Raw genomic sequence first — 18355 nt, forward strand, 5'->3', positions numbered from 1 at the left:
GATCTTAAGGGGTAAACTACTCACTCAATAGGAATTAAAAAACGAAGTTCGCTTTCCGTTAAGTATCCTTCATTTTAGGATCAGCAATATTGATCTTTATCACTCTAAAGCCGATCGTTTCCCTATTTGGCTGATTTTTAGTCGCATCTTCCAGATCTGATGCCATGTCGCCTTGAAGATCGATCTTCTGAAATTGGATATTCCAATGCAATAATCTTACACCGTAGATTCGAGAGAAATCATGATGAAATTGTGGCAGTGGATTTTGCGATACCACCTCGATAATCAATCTTTTCAGATCGGGCGCAAGCGGAAGAATTAATTGTAACGCCGATTCCGCCTCATCACTAAAGAAAACAGGGTAACGTTCTGGCGGCATCACGGCAAAATCGCTCTTTGCCTCAACAATCGCATCAGCAAAAGGGATATAAGGTTTAATGCAGTAGATCGGCGTCTTCTCTACAAGATCATGTCCTGAAACGGTAATTTTTCCCGCCTGAAAATCGATCGATTCAATCTTTACAGCAGATAAGCCCAAACCATTAGGTCGAAAAGAGCTACGCGTGGCAAAAACTCCCATTCGTGCATTGCCCCCTAAACGTTGTGGGCGGACGGTCCCCTTTCCTTTCCACTCATTTTGATGAAAACCAAAAGTGAGCCAAAGATGGCTTGAGAGCTCTAATCCTGTGAGATAGGTCTCATGATCGAAGGGAGGAATCAGGTGAATCACCCCTTCTGCCGCTGGAACAATACCGGCTTGTCGCGGCACGCCAAACTTTTCAGGAAAACAGCTCTCCATCCACGCGATCGGCTCAATTGTGTGGCTATTTTCCCGGCGCCATAACTCCAGATCTACTCTCTTCTGATCTGCTCTCTTCCGATCTGCCAACTTCTGATTCCCCGATTCTAGGCACATTACAATCCCTCAATCATCTCTAAGAAGCGTTCTTCGCTGATCACCTCAACGCCATTTTTTTCTGCTTGCGTCAATTTACTTCCAGCCTTCTCCCCGGCTAATAGACGCGTGGTCGATTTAGAGACAGAGCCGGTCACTTTCGCCCCGAGAGAGATCAACTTCTCCTTTGCCCCATTTCGATCAAAATGACTTAAAGTTCCGGTAATCACCCAAGTCTCCCCTAAAAATGGGAGCGCTGCATTCTCTGCTTGTGTCACCTTTTGTGGATATTGGATCTCAATGCCGGCATCTAAAAGCGCCGCAATTAATGCTTGATGATGTGGCAATGCAAAAAACTCGACAATACGCTGTGCCACAATCGGACCGATATCCTCAAGCTGCATCAACTCAACCTCGCTACTCTTCATCAGATCAGAAAGACTCTCATAATGATTGGCTAAGGTTCGTGCGGTCGCTTCCCCCACTTCACGAATGCCTAATGCATAGATAAAGTTGGCAAATGCCGGCTTCTTGCTCCCTTCAATAGAAGCGATCATCTTTTCTGCTGACTTTTCACCCATTCGTGGAAGCTCCAAGAGTCGCGCCTTTTCAAGATGGTAGAGATCCGCAATCGAATCGATCACTTTCTCCTGCAGTAGGACCTCTAACCAACGGCCACCGATACCATCGATATTCATCGCCGTACGGGAGACAAAATGTTTCAATCCTTCCAGTTTTTGAGCATCACAGGTTAAACCGCCACTACAGCGAGCGATTGCCTCTCCTTCAAGGCGAATAATAGGAGAGCCACAAATGGGGCACTCAGTGGGGAAAAGAATCGGCTTGACCAATTCAGGATCACGATTCTCTAAGACAACACGAATCACTTTAGGGATCACATCGCCGGCACGATGAATCATCACCTCATCATTGATCATCACCCCTAAGCGTGCGATCTCATCTTGATTATGGAGTGTCGCATTTGCAACAACAACACCGCCCACTTCAACCGGCTCTAAACGCGCAACAGGCGTAATCGCTCCCGTTCGTCCTACCTGAAAATCGACATCTAAAAGGCGTGTACGCGCCTCCATCGCCGGGAATTTTACTGCAATTGCAAAACGTGGCGAGCGGGAGACAAATCCTAATCGCTCTTGCAATAGAAGATCATCCACCTTAATCACGACACCATCGATCTCAAAAGGGAGCTGATCTCGCGAAGATTCAATTCTCTGATAATATTCAACAATCCCCGCTAAAGTATCGATCTTCTCATTGAGTGGGGAGATGGGAATCCCTAAAGACTCGACATAACTTAACCACTCCGAATGGCGAGTAATCTCTATCGGAAGCGCTTCATAGAGCCCAACACCATAGCAGTAGAAGCTCAATTGCCGGGAGGCGGCAATCTTAGAATCGAGCTGTCGAATTGATCCTGCGGCGGCATTTCGAGGATTTGCAAAAGGCTTCTGCCCTCTTTTAAGCTGCTGCTCATTGATCTTCTCAAAGACCGATTTACGCATAAAGACTTCACCACGGACCTCTAATCGAGCGGGGAAATCGCCCTTTAATTGATGGGGAAGACTGCGGATGGTGCGAATATTTTCTGTCACATCTTCGCCGGTAATGCCATCCCCCCGTGTTGCCGCTCGGCGCAGAAGACCATTTTCATAGATAATACTCACCGCTAAACCATCGAGCTTCGGCTCGGCAAAGTACTCAATCTCGGTCACCGTTCCACCAAGACGCTCTAAAACGCGCTCATGAAAATGGGTGAGATCCTCGGCATTAAAAGCATTATCTAAAGAGAGCATTGGTCGCTCATGTCTAATTTCGGTAAAACCAGAAAGAACGCGCCCTCCCACCTTTTCTGTCGGGGTATTGGGATCTTTATATTGTGGATATTGTGCCTCAAGCTCTTTTAACTCATGAAAGAGCTGATCAAATTCATGATCAGGAATTAAGGTCTCATCAAGGACATGGTAGTTATAATTTAAACGATTGATGGTCTCTGTTAATTCAGCGATCCGCTCTTTGATAGACTCTTTAGCCGACTCATTCATTGACGCACTCATCGATTCCTTCTTCTCTGGGTTCATCTCTCTACTCATCTCTATCCTTTCTGCTCTTATCGATTCAATCGACTGCTTCTAAAATGATTTCTGATTTTTAGTTTCTGGTTTCTAGTTTCTAGTTTCTTCTATAACCACTTCTTCTATTCATTTCTTCTATTCATCTTTTCTGAAATGATTATAAAAAAAGTGCTGTTATTGTAACAGCACTTCCTCACTTTCGTTCTTTTGCAAAACAATTCACCGGCAATTAACGGCGGCGCTGTTCATACGCCTCATAAGCACGTTCCCACTCCTCATTATCGAGCTTATTCACCTTATGGAAGAGCTCAATCAGATCCTCACGACTCATCGGTCGCTGATGGGTATCTAGAATTGTCCCTCCTAATGCGGAGTTAAAGTGGTAGATGCCGGCAAGGAGCTGCTCAATCGTACTAATATCGGGATCAGGTCCAGGGATTTTGGAGAAGAAGATGAGTCCCGGCGTTGTATCATCAAGATGATGGCGCACAAGTTCCTCATCAAACACCCCTTCTCCCAATAGATGACCAATTGAGTACATCGGCTCATCCCCATAATGGGTGGTTGTTAGAAGTTGGATAAATCCACCATTCTCTACCCGAAGATCGAGCTCATGCGCTACTGTTAAGATCTCTTTAAAGGTATAAGGCTGATCAGGTGCGGCACTTAAAATCAGAGCGACTGTCTCTACCGCCGCAGGGCGCATCAAATTACCATCATCACTATAATCATCGAGCTCTGCACGATTCCCGCGGAAAAAGTCGGAGACTTTCTGTAAAAAGCCACTCTTAGGTGCGTCATCATCTTGGCGAAGCGGCGCATCGATCACCATCTCTTCATCTGCCACAAAAGTAGGTTCTGCACTCTCATAGCCACTCTTATTACCACCCTCATTGCCTATCGAGTCGCTTCCCTCTACTGCGCCATCAGCACTCACAGCTTCAGTTCGCACGACAGACTCTCTAGCGAGATTATCACCCCGATCATCTCCTTTTGGACGATAGGAGAGATCATCATGATCGATCCCCGGCATCTCTTCAAAGGTGAGGTTTTCTACCGAAGGTTCTTTCATCTCAACCCCTTCCGCATTCTCACCATCGATAAAGAGATCCTTCAAATCAGGCTCTACTTTATCTGCAATTTCCTCTTTGACATTATTCCGCTCAAGGCGAACCCAATAGACGGCTGCCGCGATCAAAAGAAGCGCAATTAAGATATAGACAATGATCATAATAGTGATGACTTCCTACTAAATTAAGATGGCAAAGTAATAGCGATGTGCATCGCATCTCATATCAACACACAATTACTAAATATTACCCTATTTTTCATCTGATTACTCCCTCTCAGAGCGATTTTTGTGAAATATAGAGATTAACGACGCTCCTCTTGAGGGAGAGATCCTACAATGGTTCCGGCAAAGAGATCATAGAGAGTTCTTCTAAAGAGCGGATCTCTAGTTGCCCAGAGAAGCGTAAGCAGAAAGAGAATGCCACCAATGATCGGAATTGCTGTCAAGAAGTTGATGCCGATATAGAAGAGCATTGTTCTAAAGATCGCAATATTCCAACTCATCAATCCACCCGTTCTTAAACTATAGACACGCATATTGAAAAGTCGTTTACCTAGCGATGCGCCATAGAGCTTCTCTAGCAGAATAAAGTAGAGAACAAAGGTGAGGCTCACCCAGATAGAGAGTACCGACATCATCTCCTCTAAAACCGGTTGAAGCTCGGGATTTGCCATCAGATCTTCAACAGAGAGATGCCCTTTTGCTAGGGTAAAATACTCCTGAAAGGGTGCTGTATCAATCAGATTGAGCATCCCCAATAGATAGATCACAACAAAAGAGAGAAAGGAGATAATCAGGTAATCGAGAATAAATGCTAATGTTCTTCGCCCTAATCTTGCCGGCATAAAACCTGCAAGGGAGGGAGGAATCAACATCGCTTTCACTTGTGCAAACATCTTCTCAATATTCTCTTTACTCAAATCATTCAGATTGAGCTGCGGAATCTCCTGTTGCTGAGAGTTTCGATTCTCTTCACCACTCTCCTCTTGCCGACGAAGATCATCCTGATTGCCTTCTGCCTCCTGATGACTCGATAAATCTGCAACCCCCATCTCTTGTGAAGAAGATCTCTCTTCAGAGGCGTGATCCGTTTGACGAGTGTGAGGAGTATCAGAATCTGTTGCTGTCGAATGATCGTTCACTGAAGCTTCATGCACCGCGCTCTCATCGAGTTTTGGGCGTTCAACGTCAGTAGCATGATCACCAATAGAGAGATCGACAATCTCTAGACGCAAACCTTGCGCTTGGAAGAATCCCTCAAGCTGAGCGACCTCTTCAGCAGAAGCTTCCTCTCTTAAGGTAACGCCGCCGGGGATAAACCATTTTGAGATCTCTTCGGGAGCGACATTGTATGCTTTTGCAATCGCTAAAATGACCTGCTCTTTCGCAAATCCCGGTAATAGTTCGCCTGTAAAACGAACCTGATACTTTCTACTCTTCTCTCTATTACTCATTGATCTTTTCCAATCTTATCTGTGTAATTTTGTCTGTGTAATTTTATCTGTGTAATCTTATCTGTAGGAGACCTTTATGGCCTACCTCGAGGATCTACCATCTCAATCTGCGATAAATTCAATCGACATCTGATTAACTTCTGATCGTCTTCTGATCGACCGGCGATCGATCTTGGATCGACTATCATTTCTCTTCATCATTTCGCCCCATTTTAGCACACCTTCCAATAAGGTTTTAAAGTGCTCTGCTCTCATAAAATAACTGATCAATAGATCAATCATGACGATTAAAAAGGGATACTAAGAGGGCTTCCTCCTCTCCCCTCTACTCTCCCCTCTACACTACTCTCCCCAACGCGACATCAATTGATGGGGAATATCGAGCTGATCTAAAATACGCGCCACCATAAAGTCGATAATATCTTCAACCGATTGGGGCCTGTGATAAAACCCAGGATTTGCCGGCATAATCTGTACATTCATCTGACTTAAGCGCAACATATTCTCTAAATGAATCTGATTAAAGGGAGCTTCTCTCACCACTAACATTAAGTTTCTACGCTCTTTAATCATCACATCTGCCGCTCTTTCGATCAGATTATTCGATTGCCCCGAAGCAACTGCCGCTAACATCCCCATCGAGCAGGGACAGATCACCATAGCATAAGAGGTATTTGAGCCGGAAGCTAAGGGTGCTGTCCACTCCTTTTCACTATAGAGCTGAATCAAGTCGGGATCAGTAATTGAAAATCGTTGCATCAAGCGCTGCTTCTGCTCCGCCCCTCTACTACCGAGGTGGATATCCATCTCTAATGCAAGAACCATCAATGCCGCCTGCGTTAAGAGGACATTGACGGGATAGCCCGATTGTACTAAGACCTCAATCAGACGCAATCCATATTGCGCACCCGATGCACCTGAGAGCGCCACGGTCACGCGATCTCGCTCTTGATAAGGTTTCTCCGGGGCTTTATAGTAACGATCACCCATTTTCAGACGCTTCCCTTCCTGATTCTTAAGATTCTGATTCCTAAGATTATAATTTAAAAAAACTGAATAAATATTCGACAAAAAAATCGATAAAAGTTCGAGAAAACTCGATAGATAAAATTGTATAAAATTACATAAAATGACTTCAAAGAATACCTTCAAAACACGGCTTCAAAGAATAACTCTGATGCATTATTTTGATGCTTTACATTCGATCTCCACCTTAATATCGAGCGCTTTAGCATAATAGGGGGCTGTTGTAACGATACCATTCACCCCTGTCTGACAATATTGCTCAATATTACTCCCATTAATACCACCTGCAGCTAAAATATGGAGATCAGGATAATGGATACGCAACTCCGCAACAGCCTCTTTTAACGCCTCAACAGAGAGCTTATCAAATTGAATAATATCAACACCCATCTTCGCAAAACGACGCGCCTCTTCCATTGAATCAGCCTCAATCACAATTCGCTTCTCACATGCAAGATGGCGAATCTCGGCAATCTTCGCAGCTAATGCTTCATCACTACCTAAAAATTGACGATGCTGTTTAAAGATTAAAATCGTTTCAGAGAGCCCTAAACGATGGGGAACAGCGCCGCCGGCAACAATTCCATTGATCGCTAAAGCTTTCGTGCCAGGAATACTCTTACGCGTCGTCAAAAGCGCAACCTTAGGAGAAGCCGCTTCACAGATATCCACCATTTTCCGCGTCATCGTCGCAACGCCGGAGCTATAATCGAGAATATTTTGCCCCACCTTCCAGAGTGTGTGAATATTTGCACCACTCCCTCTTGCTTTAAGAAGCTCATCTCCTGCTGCAATCCTTGTGCCGGAACGCTTCATAGAGAGAAGCTCAATATCGAGATGACGGCAGAGTTTTGCCACAATCTCTGTACCGGCAACAACCCCATCCATCCGTGTAATATAGCGGATCTCTGCCGGTGCCTGATCAATCCCTAATAGCTCGGATGTAAGATCGATATAGGGGATATCCTCTTCAATAAGACGCTCTATCGCGGCCGTTGTCACAAACATAGTCTGCTCCTCTCTCTTCACTAGCTCTCTTCACCAGCTCTCTTATAAAAAAGCGCTCTATGATGCTTCACAGAACGCTCTCACTATTGATAAATTTTGATTCATCATTTTTGCTTCAATCGATTAGATAGAAGTTTGATGTCAGTTTAATCTAAATTGGATGTCAATTTGATGCAAAATATTGCTCTTTTAAGCATCTAACTTCTGCTGCTCTTCCGGTGTACAGAGTGAGAAATCGATATCATTCTCACTAAAGAGATAACGCTTACCGCAGAAACCGCAATCGACATAGACACTTCCTGATTGCTCTTCTAAAAGCTCCCGCAATTCACTCTCACCCAAATGATAGAGCATCGTTAACGAGCGCTCTTTTGAACAATTACACTCAAAGTGGAACTGCTCTGGTTCAAAGAGACGAACCGCAAGCTCCTCATCAGTCTCATAGAGGCGATAGAGTAACTCTTCTGTTGAGAGCGTTAATAACTCCTCTTCTGTTGCCGTCTCTGCAAGCATAATGGCACGATTGAAAAGATCTTCATTATGAATCTCTCCAGGAAGGCGTTGAATCATCAATCCCCCCGCCGCTTTAGGACCTGTTGCTAAGAAGAGGCGTGTTGGTAACTGTTCAGATGTCTCAAAGTAGTACTCGATCGCTTTTGCGATACTCTCCTCAGTCAGAGAGATCACCCCTTGATAGGGCTGTTTAAAGTGGGGAGCATCGATTGTAATCACCACTCTTCCATCACCGCAGAGCTCTTTTAAGGTAGTTAACCCTTCAACATCGCCATCGATTTTAGCCGTTGCGCGCAAACCATGAAGATGGTTGACTTGAACCACTAAGAGACTGACAGGACCATTCCCTTCGATCTGTACCGTTAATCGACCTTCAATCTTGATCGTTGCCCCTAAAAGCGCTGTGGTTGCGATCAACTCACCCAATAACTTTTCAACATTCTTAGGATAGTGACGACGGACGAGATGCTCGCGCCAAGTATGTTCTAACAACACGCGCTCACCACGAATCGGTAATTTATCAAAGATAAAACGATCTAAATGATCCACACTCTTCTCTTTATTATTAATCATGCTCTTCCTCTATATTGTCACTGCTCTCTTCAAGCCGCTTTACATTGACCATTAAGATTCGTTTGTCATCTACATCTGTCACCGCAAAACGGAAACCTTCGATATCTAGAGAATCGCCCTTTTCAGGAAGGCTATCGAATTGATCCACCATCAAGCCTCCCAATGAGCTGTAATCACCATCTTCATCAACAAGACCGCGAATATTGAGTGTCTGCTCTACCAGTAATAGATCACAGCCGGCATCGATATTCCACTCATCATCGGAGACCTTCTCAATTGAGAGTCCCTCATCTTCATCAGGGAACTCTCCGGCAATTGCTTCAAAGACATCTAATAGTGTAATAACCCCTTGAACACCACCAAAATCATCGGTTACGACAACAAGGTGCGCTTTACTCTCCCGGAAGATATCCATCATCTTCAAGACGCTTGTTGAGCGATGGGAGAAGATCACATGCTTAATCGATTCTTCTTGGATGCGACCATGTTCAATAAGATCCATTACAATATCTTTCGATCGTGCAACCCCTTTGACATTATCTAAGGTGCCATCACAGATCGGAAATTGATTATGGGGATTCTCATTCATGCTTTCAAGAAGGCGCTCTTTAGAATCTTGAATATTGATCCAGGAGATCTCATTTCTTGGCGTCATAATAGAGCGAATTGTTCTCTCCCCTAATGTTAAGACGCCACTAACCATGTTACGCTCATCCTCGCCAAAGAGAATCGGAGTCTCTTCATCCTTCTTCTCTTCACTATCCTCTTCATCGGACTCTTCTGGCTGATTACCTAAAAGACGAAGCACAAGATTAGCGGTACGCTCCCGGCGAGAGTATTGGTTATTTGCACTCTCTTGCTTACGATTGATCCATTGATTGATCAACTCAATAAAGAGGGAGAAGCCGATCGCGGCATAGATATAACCTTTCGGTACTTCAAAGCCAAAACCTTCTACCACTAAGGTTAGACCGATCATCAAGAGGAAGCTTAAACAGAGCACCACAATCGTCGGATGCTTATGGACAAAGATCGTTAAGGCTTTTGCGGCAAAGATCATCATTCCCATAGAGATGGTGACAGCTAAAATCATCACCCAGAGGTAATTGGCAATACTCGTTGCCGTAATCACCGCATCAAAGGAGAAGACCGCATCAAGCACAATAATCTGTAGAACGATGGGCCAAAATTTTGCATAGGTTTTAGAGCGATTACTCAGCTCAATCTCCCCTTCAATTCGTTCATGAAGTTCCCGTGTGGCTTTTTGAATCAAGAAAAATCCGCCCAAGACCATTATAATATCCCTAAATGAGAAGGGATGATGGAAGATGGGATCAACAAAGAGTGGTTCTGTTAGCGTAATCAGCCAGCTCATAATAGAGAGCAGAATGATGCGCATTATTAAGGCTAAGGAGAGACCGATCACACGGGCTCTGTTACGCTGTTGGGGTGGAAGTTTATTGGCAAGAATTGCAATAAAGATTAGGTTATCAATCCCTAATATCACCTCTAATAACAGAAGGATAACGAGCGATACCCACACTGATGGATCAATCAACGACCCCAAAAATACTTCCATGATTCTCCTTCTAAGAATTCTAAGAATATATGGTCTACAAGGTATATGGCATACAGAATATATGACATAAAGAATATATGGTATCTAGACAACTATAAATTCAAGCCTACTCAATCAGCTTTAGAATCCACTTTAGAATCAACTTTAGATTTTGAGAGAGGTTACAATATAGTCGTGAGATAACAGATAATAAGGTTTATTTTACACCATTTTTAAAAAACTTAATAAGGGCAATCTGATTTAATCATGATTCTTCGGACCATTTCCCTACGATTTTATCGTTCAATTTATAGATCACTCTATAGATAACTTATATCGGTGATTGATATCGATGGTTGATATCAATGATTTCTGATAGATCATTTCATAGATCTCATTCAATGAATGATTCAATGAGTGATTCGATAGATGACTGAATAGATGATTGAGTAGATGATTCAATCGATAATTGATCCTCCTATGGGACCCTACTTTTGATAACAAGAAGCAAAACGAATGACAGAGAGAAAGCAAGATCTAAAAGCACATACCCCGATGATGCAGCAATATTGGGAGATTAAAGAACGTTATCCCAACATGTTACTCTTCTATCGCTTAGGGGATTTCTACGAGCTCTTCTATGATGATGCTAAAAAAGCAGCAAGGCTCCTCGATATCACCCTCACACAACGTGGTAATTCTGCCGGCGCGCCGATTCCTATGGCGGGAATTCCCCATCACTCCTCTGAGAGCTACCTTGCACGTCTTCTCAAGCAGGGAGAATCGGTAGCGATCTGCGAACAAGTAGGAGAAGTGACTGGAAAAGGGCCGGTTGAACGGGATGTCGTACGGATTTTAACGCCGGGAACCCTCACCGATGATTATCTCTTAGATGCTAAAAATGAGAGTATCACTGTCGCCCTCGATCAAGTAGAAGATCAGTGGCTCATCGCATGGATCAATCTTGCGGCAGCTGAATTTGCCGTGATGCCCCCTCTCTCAACAGAGGCGATGACAGCAGAACTTCTTCGCATTAAACCCTCAGAGATTGTTGTGCGAGAATCATTAACCATTCCCGGTAAGATCCGTAGTCTCTGCCACTTTACCCCCTATCCCGATTGGCATTTTGATCAAGCGCGCAACTATACCCTGCTCTGCGAACACTTTAAAACTCAGAGCTTACAGGGATTCTCAATTGCAGATCATGATCTAGGCACTCAAGTTGCCGGCGCCCTTCTCACCTATGTGAAAGAGACGCAGAAAGATCCTTTAAATTATATCGACCAAATTACCCTCGAATCGATCGATGATGCGGTGATTCTCGATATGACGACTCGCCGTAATCTCGAGATTGAGCGCACCCTTTATGGCGAAACACATCATACCGTCCGCGCGCTGCTCGATGAATGTCAAACACCGATGGGATCGCGACTTCTCTCCCGCTGGCTCAATCGTCCACTGAGAGATCATCAAGTACTCAATCAACGCCTCGATCTTATTGAGGCATTAGAGGCAGAGAGAGATCATCAAACGATTTTAGAAGCATTAGCAGAGATCGGCGATCTTGAACGCCTTGTCACCCGAATTGTTTTGAAGACCGCTCGCCCTCGCGATCTTACCCAGCTTCGTAAAATCTTACAAAATACACCACAGATTGTAGAAGCAGTTGCCGATAATGGGGAGATTGCCAAAATCGATCCCATCTGGCTCGATTGGCTCAAACCACAAGCAGAGCTTTGTGATCTACTAGAGCGTGCTATTGTTGATGAACCGCCTCTCTTAATTCGAGATGGTGGCGTGATCCGTGAAGGTTACAATAGCGATCTTGATGAGCTCTTAAATCTCAGCACCAAAGGAGATCAATACCTCCTCAATCTGGAGACAGAAGAGCGCGAGCGCCTCAATATCCCTACCTTAAAAGTGGGCTATAACCGTGTTCATGGTTACTATATTGAGGTCTCCAAAGTTCATTCTGATAAGGTGCCGGCAGAGTATGTGCGCCGGCAGACATTAAAAGATGTTGAGCGCTATATCTACCCGGAGCTCAAGGAGTTTGAGAATAAGATTCTCTCTGCTAAAGAACGCTCGTTAGCCCTCGAAAAAGCGCTTTGGGATCAGCTTCTCAATGAGATAGAGCCCTATCAGACAGAACTTCGCCTCTTAAGTGATGCGCTTTCCCATATCGATATCTTTATCACCTTAGGAAAATTGAAGAATCGTTACAATTGGTGCCGCCCACAATTTAATAAAAAATTAGGAATCGAAATTGTTAAAGGGCGCCATCCGATTGTTGAGCGAACATTATCGCGCCCCTTTATTCCCAATGATCTCACCATCAATCCAGAATCCAATATGTTGATTGTGACAGGTCCTAATATGGGGGGTAAATCGACCTATATGCGCCAGACAGCACTCATTGTACTGCTCGCACATATCGGTTGCTTTGTACCGGCAGAACGCGTTGAACTCGGCCCGATCGATCGCATCTTTACCCGTATCGGTGCGCAGGATGATCTCAACTCAGAGCAATCGACCTTTATGGTAGAGATGACAGAAACAGCCACCATCCTCAATGCTGCAACGGCGCAGAGCCTTGTCTTGATGGATGAGGTAGGACGCGGAACATCAACGCTCGATGGACTCTCCCTTGCCTGGAGTAGCGCGGTCTATCTAACCGAAAAAGCAAAAGCGATGACTATCTTTGCCACTCACTACTTTGAGATGACAGAGTTAGAAGAGCTCTATCCAACAGTGCGCAATCTCCATCTCGATGCGGTGGAGTATAAAGATGAGATTATCTTTATGCATGAGGTTAAACCAGGGGCCGCTTCAAAGAGTTACGGCTTACAAGTTGCCGCCCTTGCCGGCGTACCGAAAGTAGTGATCAATGCGGCAAAAGCAAAATTGGCAGAATTAGAAGAGAGCTTCCAAGCAGCCACTCAAAGGCATCAAAAAGCAGAAGATGCAGATAGAGAGGTCAACCAAGAACAAACCTCTTCAAGCAGCACAAGCGACAACGCGCAGAAGCTCAATAAAGCCCCATCACAGACGAAGAAGAGCGCTCCACAATATGAGAGCCCACAAGCGGAACTCCCTCTCTTTATGGAAACAATTCCTTCTGAAGTTGAAGAGGAGATCAAAAATCTCGATCCTAATGATTTAACGCCGAGAATGGCGCTCGATCTGATCTATCAATGGCAAAAGAAGTTGCGCTCTTAATGTAAAAAGTGATATTGAGGATCAGGTTAATACATTAAATCGACATATTACAAAACAATCAGTAACAAAGAGAAGATAATGACACAACTACTCAACTATAAAATCACTCAACCAGAAGTGAAGAAGCATGAAACACCGATTCTGATCATGCATGGCCTATTTGGGGATATGAATAATCTTGGAATGATTGCCCGTGGATTAGAGGAATATACGGTCATTCAGATCGATGCACGAAATCATGGCGAATCTTTTCACAGCGATGAGATGAATTATGATCTTATGGCGCAAGATATCGTCACCCTGCTCGACCATCTTCAGATCGATAGAGTCATTCTTATCGGTCACTCAATGGGCGGAAAAGCGGTGATGACCGTCACGAAGTTAATTCCTGATCGCGTGGAGAAGATGGTTGTGATCGATGTCGCACCGGTCGATTATCAAGAGCGCCGGCATGAAGATATCTTAGCCGCACTTAAAGCGGTAGAAGCAAGCGGCATTACCGATCGCCGAGAAGCGGCTGAGCTGATGAAGGAGTATATCTCCGAAGGGGATTTTGTGATCCAATTTCTCCTCAAATCCTTCAGAAATGGTGTATTTCGCTTCAATGTGCCGGTGATCGACAAACAATATGAAGAAGTTTCCGGCTGGAAAACAATCCCCACATGGCCCGGCAAAGTCCTCTTTATCATCGGGGGCGATTCCAACTATGTGCAAAAAGAGTATCAAGCAGAAGTAGAAGCCCAACTCCCCAATGCAACCGCCGTTATTATCGCCGGCGCCGGACATTGGGTTCACGCACAGAAGACAGATCTTGTCGTAAAAGCAATTTTAACCTTTTTGGATCGGGCATAAGAATAATCATAAGCTAAGAGCGCAAAATAAAATAATGATAGGATAATGATTATGACCATTGTCTTTAAGAAAAGTAAAAATTTTCATTGACAAAAAAGGTCTCAAGGTTCTAAAATAGCCCTCTTAATAGCGCCGAAGTGATGGAATGGTAGACATGAGGGATTCAAAATCCCTTGCCGAAAGGCGTAAGAGTTCGAGTCTCTTCTTCGGTACCAAATTTTAAATAAAGAAGCTTGTATATCAATAGATTGCAAGCTTCTTTTTTATTTCAGGGGACACAAAAGGGACACTTGTTTTTTGATAAGAGACAATTCCTCAGAAGCCACCTCCCGTCACGCCTCCTTATAATTCACAGTATTTATGTGCTATCTTTATAGTTCGATACCCTAAATTGACCCTTAAAGAATATGGCATCATTTGAAAGAGTAGGTAAAAGATGGAAAGCTGTTGTCAGAAAGAAAGGTTTTCCAAAACGCACAAAGACTTTTGATACTAAGAAAGAGGCTAATGCTTGGGCTGTAGAATATGAAAGTAGCTTACTACTGAATCATAGCGAAACTATTCCTAGCGAGATTACATTCGGAGTTCTTATTAAAAGATATCTTGCTGAAGAAACCGTCAACAAAAAATCAGCTAGAGTTGAAACGCTTATATTAAATAGATTTTTAAGAGACTTCCCATATATAGTGAATAAGCCCGTGAATGAAGTCACGCCTTTAGATATCGCTAACTGGAAAGAGGCTCGAGAGAAATTAGTTAAAGGATCTACCATTCGTAGAGAGTGGTCTAGTTTAAGTTCTGTATTTTCTCATGCGATAAAGTCCTGGGGATTGCCAATCAAAGAAAACCCTTTCACTCTTGTAAGCAAACCTAAACAAGAAAAACCAAGAAATCAAAGAATATCTAATAGTGATATCGAAAAATTTTTATCTGCTTTAGACTATCAAGAAAAAGGCGTTGTTAAAACCTCCAAACAAAAAGCTGCTTGGTGTTTTTTGTTTGCCATTGAAACTGCAATGAGAGCCGGAGAGATATTAAAACTAAAAGATAACGACATTAACGGCAGAATAGCCCTACTAAGAGACACGAAAAATGGCGATGACCGTAGAGTCCCACTTTCAAGAGAAGCTATAAAATTAATAGAATTCTTGCCTGAAGGCTTTCCTGTAGGAATTACATCTGCAGTGTTGGATGTTACATTTAGAAAGCATAGACCTGAAAAGCTGAAGCATATTACATTCCACGACTCTAGGCATGAAGCTTTAAGTAGAATGGCTAAAAAAATACCAAACCCAATGGATTTGGCAAAAATAAGCGGTCATAGAGATTTACGAGTTCTCCTTAACACTTACTACAATCCTGATGATGACCATCTTGTGAGTTTACTTGATTAGTCTTCATAGACAAATGCGATACGAAAGAGAATAATGAAAGAGCGCTGAAAGAGGCGGGGATTTCGCTAATATAGCTAAAAAGAGAATAATAAAATTGAAAAAATTCATTAAATCAAGACTCATAAAAGCCGACTTAATTGAGATTGATAGCGATCTATCAAAAAATGGCATAAAAAATATGAGCAGCATGGTCATGATAAAATACGCTCTCGTTACTATTGCAAATCTTGTTGATTTTGAATCTACGCTAAGATCTCTATACAAGGAGAATCCACACCTATCACACGAATATAAAAAGACATCCAAAGAGTTTGATTTTGGGAAATATTTAAGAAATAAATTTATAGGGCATATTAAAGATGAGCTTTTAGAGAAGGCTATTGAATGGCGTCCTGAAATTTTGTACGCCATTCAAAGAACAAATGAACAAGACGTGATGTTTGTATATAACTTATATATTCTAGAGACTGCAATAAATACCTATATTAATGCCGATGGAGAGCATAAGGTATTTGATTCGGAAACCGATCTTTTTTACCCGCCTGACACGACAAGATTTCTTATATTTATCACAACCATTGTCCGCTCAGGAATTCATTTTATGACGCTAGTAGGAGATGTCCTATTAAAAGACATCGACATACTAGACCCCGACAATAAAGACTTGATGCACTGGCTGAGGGCTGGAGAGACAGAGTTCGAATATATTAGAAAGTAATCAAGCCTTAGCCGTGCATCAAGTTGATGTCGTCAAAGCGGTAGTTGGGCTTACTTAATATTTATTGTTGCAATAACGACATTCTGTCAACCGACTTCCGCTTTTACGACTTTAAATGAGGCGCAATATCAATATGTTATAGAAAACCTCTATTTTTCGTTTAAAAATAAGCTTTAAATTTCAGTACTTATTTCTGTTTTAGGTGGATTTTCATAAAAACGACTTAATTTAGCTGTTTTAATGAAAATAAGCAGATTTTAGAGGGATTTCGATCGATTTTAGTTGATTTTTGTTTATTTCATGCGAAAAGTAAATCAGAATCTAATCAGGGTCTTTTATCTATATAAGGGTTTCTATTTCATCGTGAAAATATAGGACTTAATATCACTAAGGCTTTTTCATAAGCTCTAATTATATGCCTTTTCAGATAGATGTTTTGGGAGCCAAAAAAGAAACATATATCATCTTCATATTCCGACCCCTGCTTAAACTCAGACGTTTCTAAGAGATTTGCTTTCCCGAAGCAAACATTGAAGGTGGATTTAATATTCCCCTTTTCTATATAGTGATTGTCAGAATCTGGATGACATAAGGCATCACGGACGTATTTAATTACATCTGTTACATCATGAATTTTCTTGCTTGCATCAATATTAACATCATCTGTAAAGCTGATTCTTTCTCCAACATTATCACAATGGTACATAAAATTTCTAAGCTCTATGAGCATTTCAATAAATGCTGATTTAAATAGTGGGTGCCGTGAGTTCTCTGATGAAAATATCCCACACTCAAGTAGCTTCCTCACCACTTCTATAGAATTTGTAATTTCTCCTTTTGCGAAAAAATTTATTTCTTTCATCACTCTATCCCTTTATTATTTATTGAATATACACTCATCATAGCGAGTTATCTAAAATACTCAACATACTGATGCTTACGCTCTACTTCTTGAGCATAAGCGCCACGGCAGTGATTATTCTGCCAAAAGAAAAAGCTATTAATCGCTGCGATCAATAGCTTTCTTTCTCTCTCTCCAAGCTCTTGCACTTAGAATTTCGCCTATACTTCCTTTGAATCTCGATTCAGCAACAACCCATAAAGTGTAAATTAGTAACCAAGCCATGTTCCCCAAGTTGCTGGATACATGCGTTGTAAAATTGCTGTATCGAAACTATTTTTATGAAAATAAAAGTTTGGCGAAGTCGGATGCTGTGCCACGAAGCTATTTACATAATTATTCCATCCTAGTAATTGCTCAAAATGCAAGGACTCCCATACCCCCACCGATCCAAGATCATTAACGTTAAGGCAATGTTTGCAACCATATATATATTTTAATTGATTATCAATATTTAAGGCAATCATTGCAGTTGCGAGAGGTATCATGCTATCCGTTAGCACATCTGTGCCACAGACAAGGCAGTTGAGTGGGGCACACTCATACTCCTCGACATTCATCATGTACTTAAAGTTTTTTGGGCTTCCATACTTTTGTAGTAGCGTTGACCGAACTCTCGGAAGGTATTCACTAATCTTGTATTTATCAAAATAAATACAATGATATCCCTCTTTATTTAACCCTAGAAACCTGTCCTGCAATGTTTGGCTGACTGATGTGGAATAAAATCCAATAAACCCATTGGCTCCATGATGGGCTATTCTATCTAAGATAGAGTGCTCCTCGCTCACACCTACAGATCTCCCCGATTGGATATAATGCTTACAGCTTACAATATAAGTTTTACCCTCATACCAAACCACTCCATCTTTACCGCCATCAGGACCCATCGCCGCTCCACTTATTACAGAGAAACCTAGTTCACATAAAAAATCCAAAGCAAAATGTTCCCAATCATCAACAGAGATGCCTCCGTAATACGAATCATAAATTCCTGACATAAAGCCCCTCCATTATACTTAAAACAATAATGGAGGGTATTGTCATTAAATATTATAAAAACAGCAAGCTATCTTTTA

The 18355-nt window shown here is 42.5% G+C and carries 14 protein-coding genes and 1 tRNA gene; 5 read left to right on the forward strand and 10 right to left on the reverse strand.

The window, feature by feature from the left end:
• Positions 1–58: 58 nt before the first annotated feature.
• The 8 genes from tsaA to DC082_RS06310 all read right to left on the reverse strand — a co-directional run bounded on the left by tsaA (position 59) and on the right by DC082_RS06310 (position 10201).
• On the reverse strand, positions 59–916 hold the full coding sequence (gene tsaA, locus DC082_RS06270; RefSeq protein ID WP_109236245.1) for a tRNA (N6-threonylcarbamoyladenosine(37)-N6)-methyltransferase TrmO: 858 nt from the start codon (positions 914–916) through the stop codon (positions 59–61).
• Positions 916–2958, reverse strand: coding sequence for an NAD-dependent DNA ligase LigA (gene ligA, locus DC082_RS06275; RefSeq protein WP_109236435.1), 2043 nt, complete (start codon positions 2956–2958; stop codon positions 916–918). Before ligA ends, tsaA begins: the two co-directional genes overlap by 1 nt.
• 259 nt (positions 2959–3217) lie before the next feature.
• Entirely contained in the window at positions 3218–4219 is a 1002-nt protein-coding gene (locus DC082_RS06280; RefSeq protein ID WP_109236246.1) for a cell division protein ZipA C-terminal FtsZ-binding domain-containing protein, read from the reverse strand.
• Between the two features lie 143 nt (positions 4220–4362).
• Positions 4363–5514 carry an RDD family protein gene (locus DC082_RS06285; protein ID WP_109236247.1) on the reverse strand — a complete coding sequence of 384 codons (1152 nt, stop codon included), beginning with the start codon at positions 5512–5514 and terminating at the stop codon, positions 4363–4365.
• A gap of 342 nt (positions 5515–5856) precedes the next feature.
• Positions 5857–6504: a UbiX family flavin prenyltransferase gene (locus tag DC082_RS06295; RefSeq protein ID WP_109236249.1), complete on the reverse strand. Its 648-nt coding sequence runs from the start codon at positions 6502–6504 to the stop codon at positions 5857–5859.
• Between the two features lie 192 nt (positions 6505–6696).
• Positions 6697–7548, reverse strand: coding sequence for a ModD protein (gene modD, locus DC082_RS06300; protein WP_109236250.1), 852 nt, complete (start codon positions 7546–7548; stop codon positions 6697–6699).
• Positions 7549–7737: 189 nt separating this feature from the next.
• Complete coding sequence (hslO, locus tag DC082_RS06305) at positions 7738–8634, reverse strand: Hsp33 family molecular chaperone HslO (RefSeq protein ID WP_109236251.1); 897 nt, start codon at positions 8632–8634, stop codon at positions 7738–7740.
• Positions 8627–10201 (reverse strand): TerC family protein, encoded by a 1575-nt coding sequence (locus DC082_RS06310; protein ID WP_189363328.1) that lies wholly within the window; start codon positions 10199–10201, stop codon positions 8627–8629. The genes hslO and DC082_RS06310 overlap by 8 nt, the downstream gene beginning before the upstream one ends.
• Positions 10202–10708: 507 nt before the next feature.
• Here DC082_RS06310 and mutS point away from each other — a divergent pair.
• The 5 genes from mutS (at position 10709) to DC082_RS06335 (ending at position 16375) form a co-directional block, all read left to right on the forward strand.
• A complete protein-coding gene (mutS, locus tag DC082_RS06315) occupies positions 10709–13411 on the forward strand; it encodes a DNA mismatch repair protein MutS (protein WP_109236252.1) in 2703 nt (900 codons plus the stop codon).
• 78 nt (positions 13412–13489) lie between these two features.
• Positions 13490–14263 (forward strand): alpha/beta fold hydrolase, encoded by a 774-nt coding sequence (locus tag DC082_RS06320; protein WP_109236253.1) that lies wholly within the window; start codon positions 13490–13492, stop codon positions 14261–14263.
• Between the two features lie 131 nt (positions 14264–14394).
• Positions 14395–14478: transfer RNA gene (locus DC082_RS06325), tRNA-Leu, on the forward strand.
• Positions 14479–14670: 192 nt separating this feature from the next.
• Positions 14671–15657, forward strand: a complete 987-nt coding sequence (locus tag DC082_RS06330; RefSeq protein WP_109236254.1) for a tyrosine-type recombinase/integrase — start codon at positions 14671–14673, stop codon at positions 15655–15657.
• 94 nt (positions 15658–15751) lie between these two features.
• Complete coding sequence (locus tag DC082_RS06335; protein ID WP_109236255.1) at positions 15752–16375, forward strand: hypothetical protein; 624 nt, start codon at positions 15752–15754, stop codon at positions 16373–16375.
• 358 nt (positions 16376–16733) lie between these two features.
• Here the strand turns inward: DC082_RS06335 and DC082_RS06340 are convergent, their stop codons facing one another.
• Together DC082_RS06340 and DC082_RS06345 are read right to left on the reverse strand one after the other, a co-directional pair.
• Entirely contained in the window at positions 16734–17237 is a 504-nt protein-coding gene (locus DC082_RS06340; protein ID WP_109236256.1) for a hypothetical protein, read from the reverse strand.
• Between the two features lie 248 nt (positions 17238–17485).
• On the reverse strand, positions 17486–18277 hold the full coding sequence (locus DC082_RS06345) for a restriction endonuclease (protein ID WP_109236257.1): 792 nt from the start codon (positions 18275–18277) through the stop codon (positions 17486–17488).
• Positions 18278–18355: the final 78 nt, after the last annotated feature.

The organism is Ignatzschineria indica, from assembly GCF_003121925.1.
In the GTDB taxonomy this organism is placed as follows: domain Bacteria; phylum Pseudomonadota; class Gammaproteobacteria; order Cardiobacteriales; family Wohlfahrtiimonadaceae; genus Ignatzschineria; species Ignatzschineria indica.

Bases quoted from the DNA above. Each gene is read 5' to 3' on its own strand.
- DC082_RS06295 (WP_109236249.1), bottom strand. From the start codon at position 6,504: ATGGGTGATCGTTACTATAAAGCCCCGGAGAAACCTTATCAAGAGCGA.
- DC082_RS06345 (WP_109236257.1), bottom strand. From the start codon at position 18,277: ATGTCAGGAATTTATGATTCGTATTACGGAGGCATCTCTGTTGATGAT.
- DC082_RS06285 (WP_109236247.1), bottom strand. From the start codon at position 5,514: ATGAGTAATAGAGAGAAGAGTAGAAAGTATCAGGTTCGTTTTACAGGC.
- DC082_RS06340 (WP_109236256.1), bottom strand. From the start codon at position 17,237: ATGAAAGAAATAAATTTTTTCGCAAAAGGAGAAATTACAAATTCTATA.
- ligA (WP_109236435.1), bottom strand. From the start codon at position 2,958: ATGAATGAGTCGGCTAAAGAGTCTATCAAAGAGCGGATCGCTGAATTA.
- modD (WP_109236250.1), bottom strand. From the start codon at position 7,548: ATGTTTGTGACAACGGCCGCGATAGAGCGTCTTATTGAAGAGGATATC.
- hslO (WP_109236251.1), bottom strand. From the start codon at position 8,634: ATGATTAATAATAAAGAGAAGAGTGTGGATCATTTAGATCGTTTTATC.
- tsaA (WP_109236245.1), bottom strand. From the start codon at position 916: ATGTGCCTAGAATCGGGGAATCAGAAGTTGGCAGATCGGAAGAGAGCA.
- DC082_RS06330 (WP_109236254.1), top strand. From the start codon at position 14,671: ATGGCATCATTTGAAAGAGTAGGTAAAAGATGGAAAGCTGTTGTCAGA.
- DC082_RS06320 (WP_109236253.1), top strand. From the start codon at position 13,490: ATGACACAACTACTCAACTATAAAATCACTCAACCAGAAGTGAAGAAG.
- mutS (WP_109236252.1), top strand. From the start codon at position 10,709: ATGACAGAGAGAAAGCAAGATCTAAAAGCACATACCCCGATGATGCAG.
- DC082_RS06280 (WP_109236246.1), bottom strand. From the start codon at position 4,219: ATGATCATTGTCTATATCTTAATTGCGCTTCTTTTGATCGCGGCAGCC.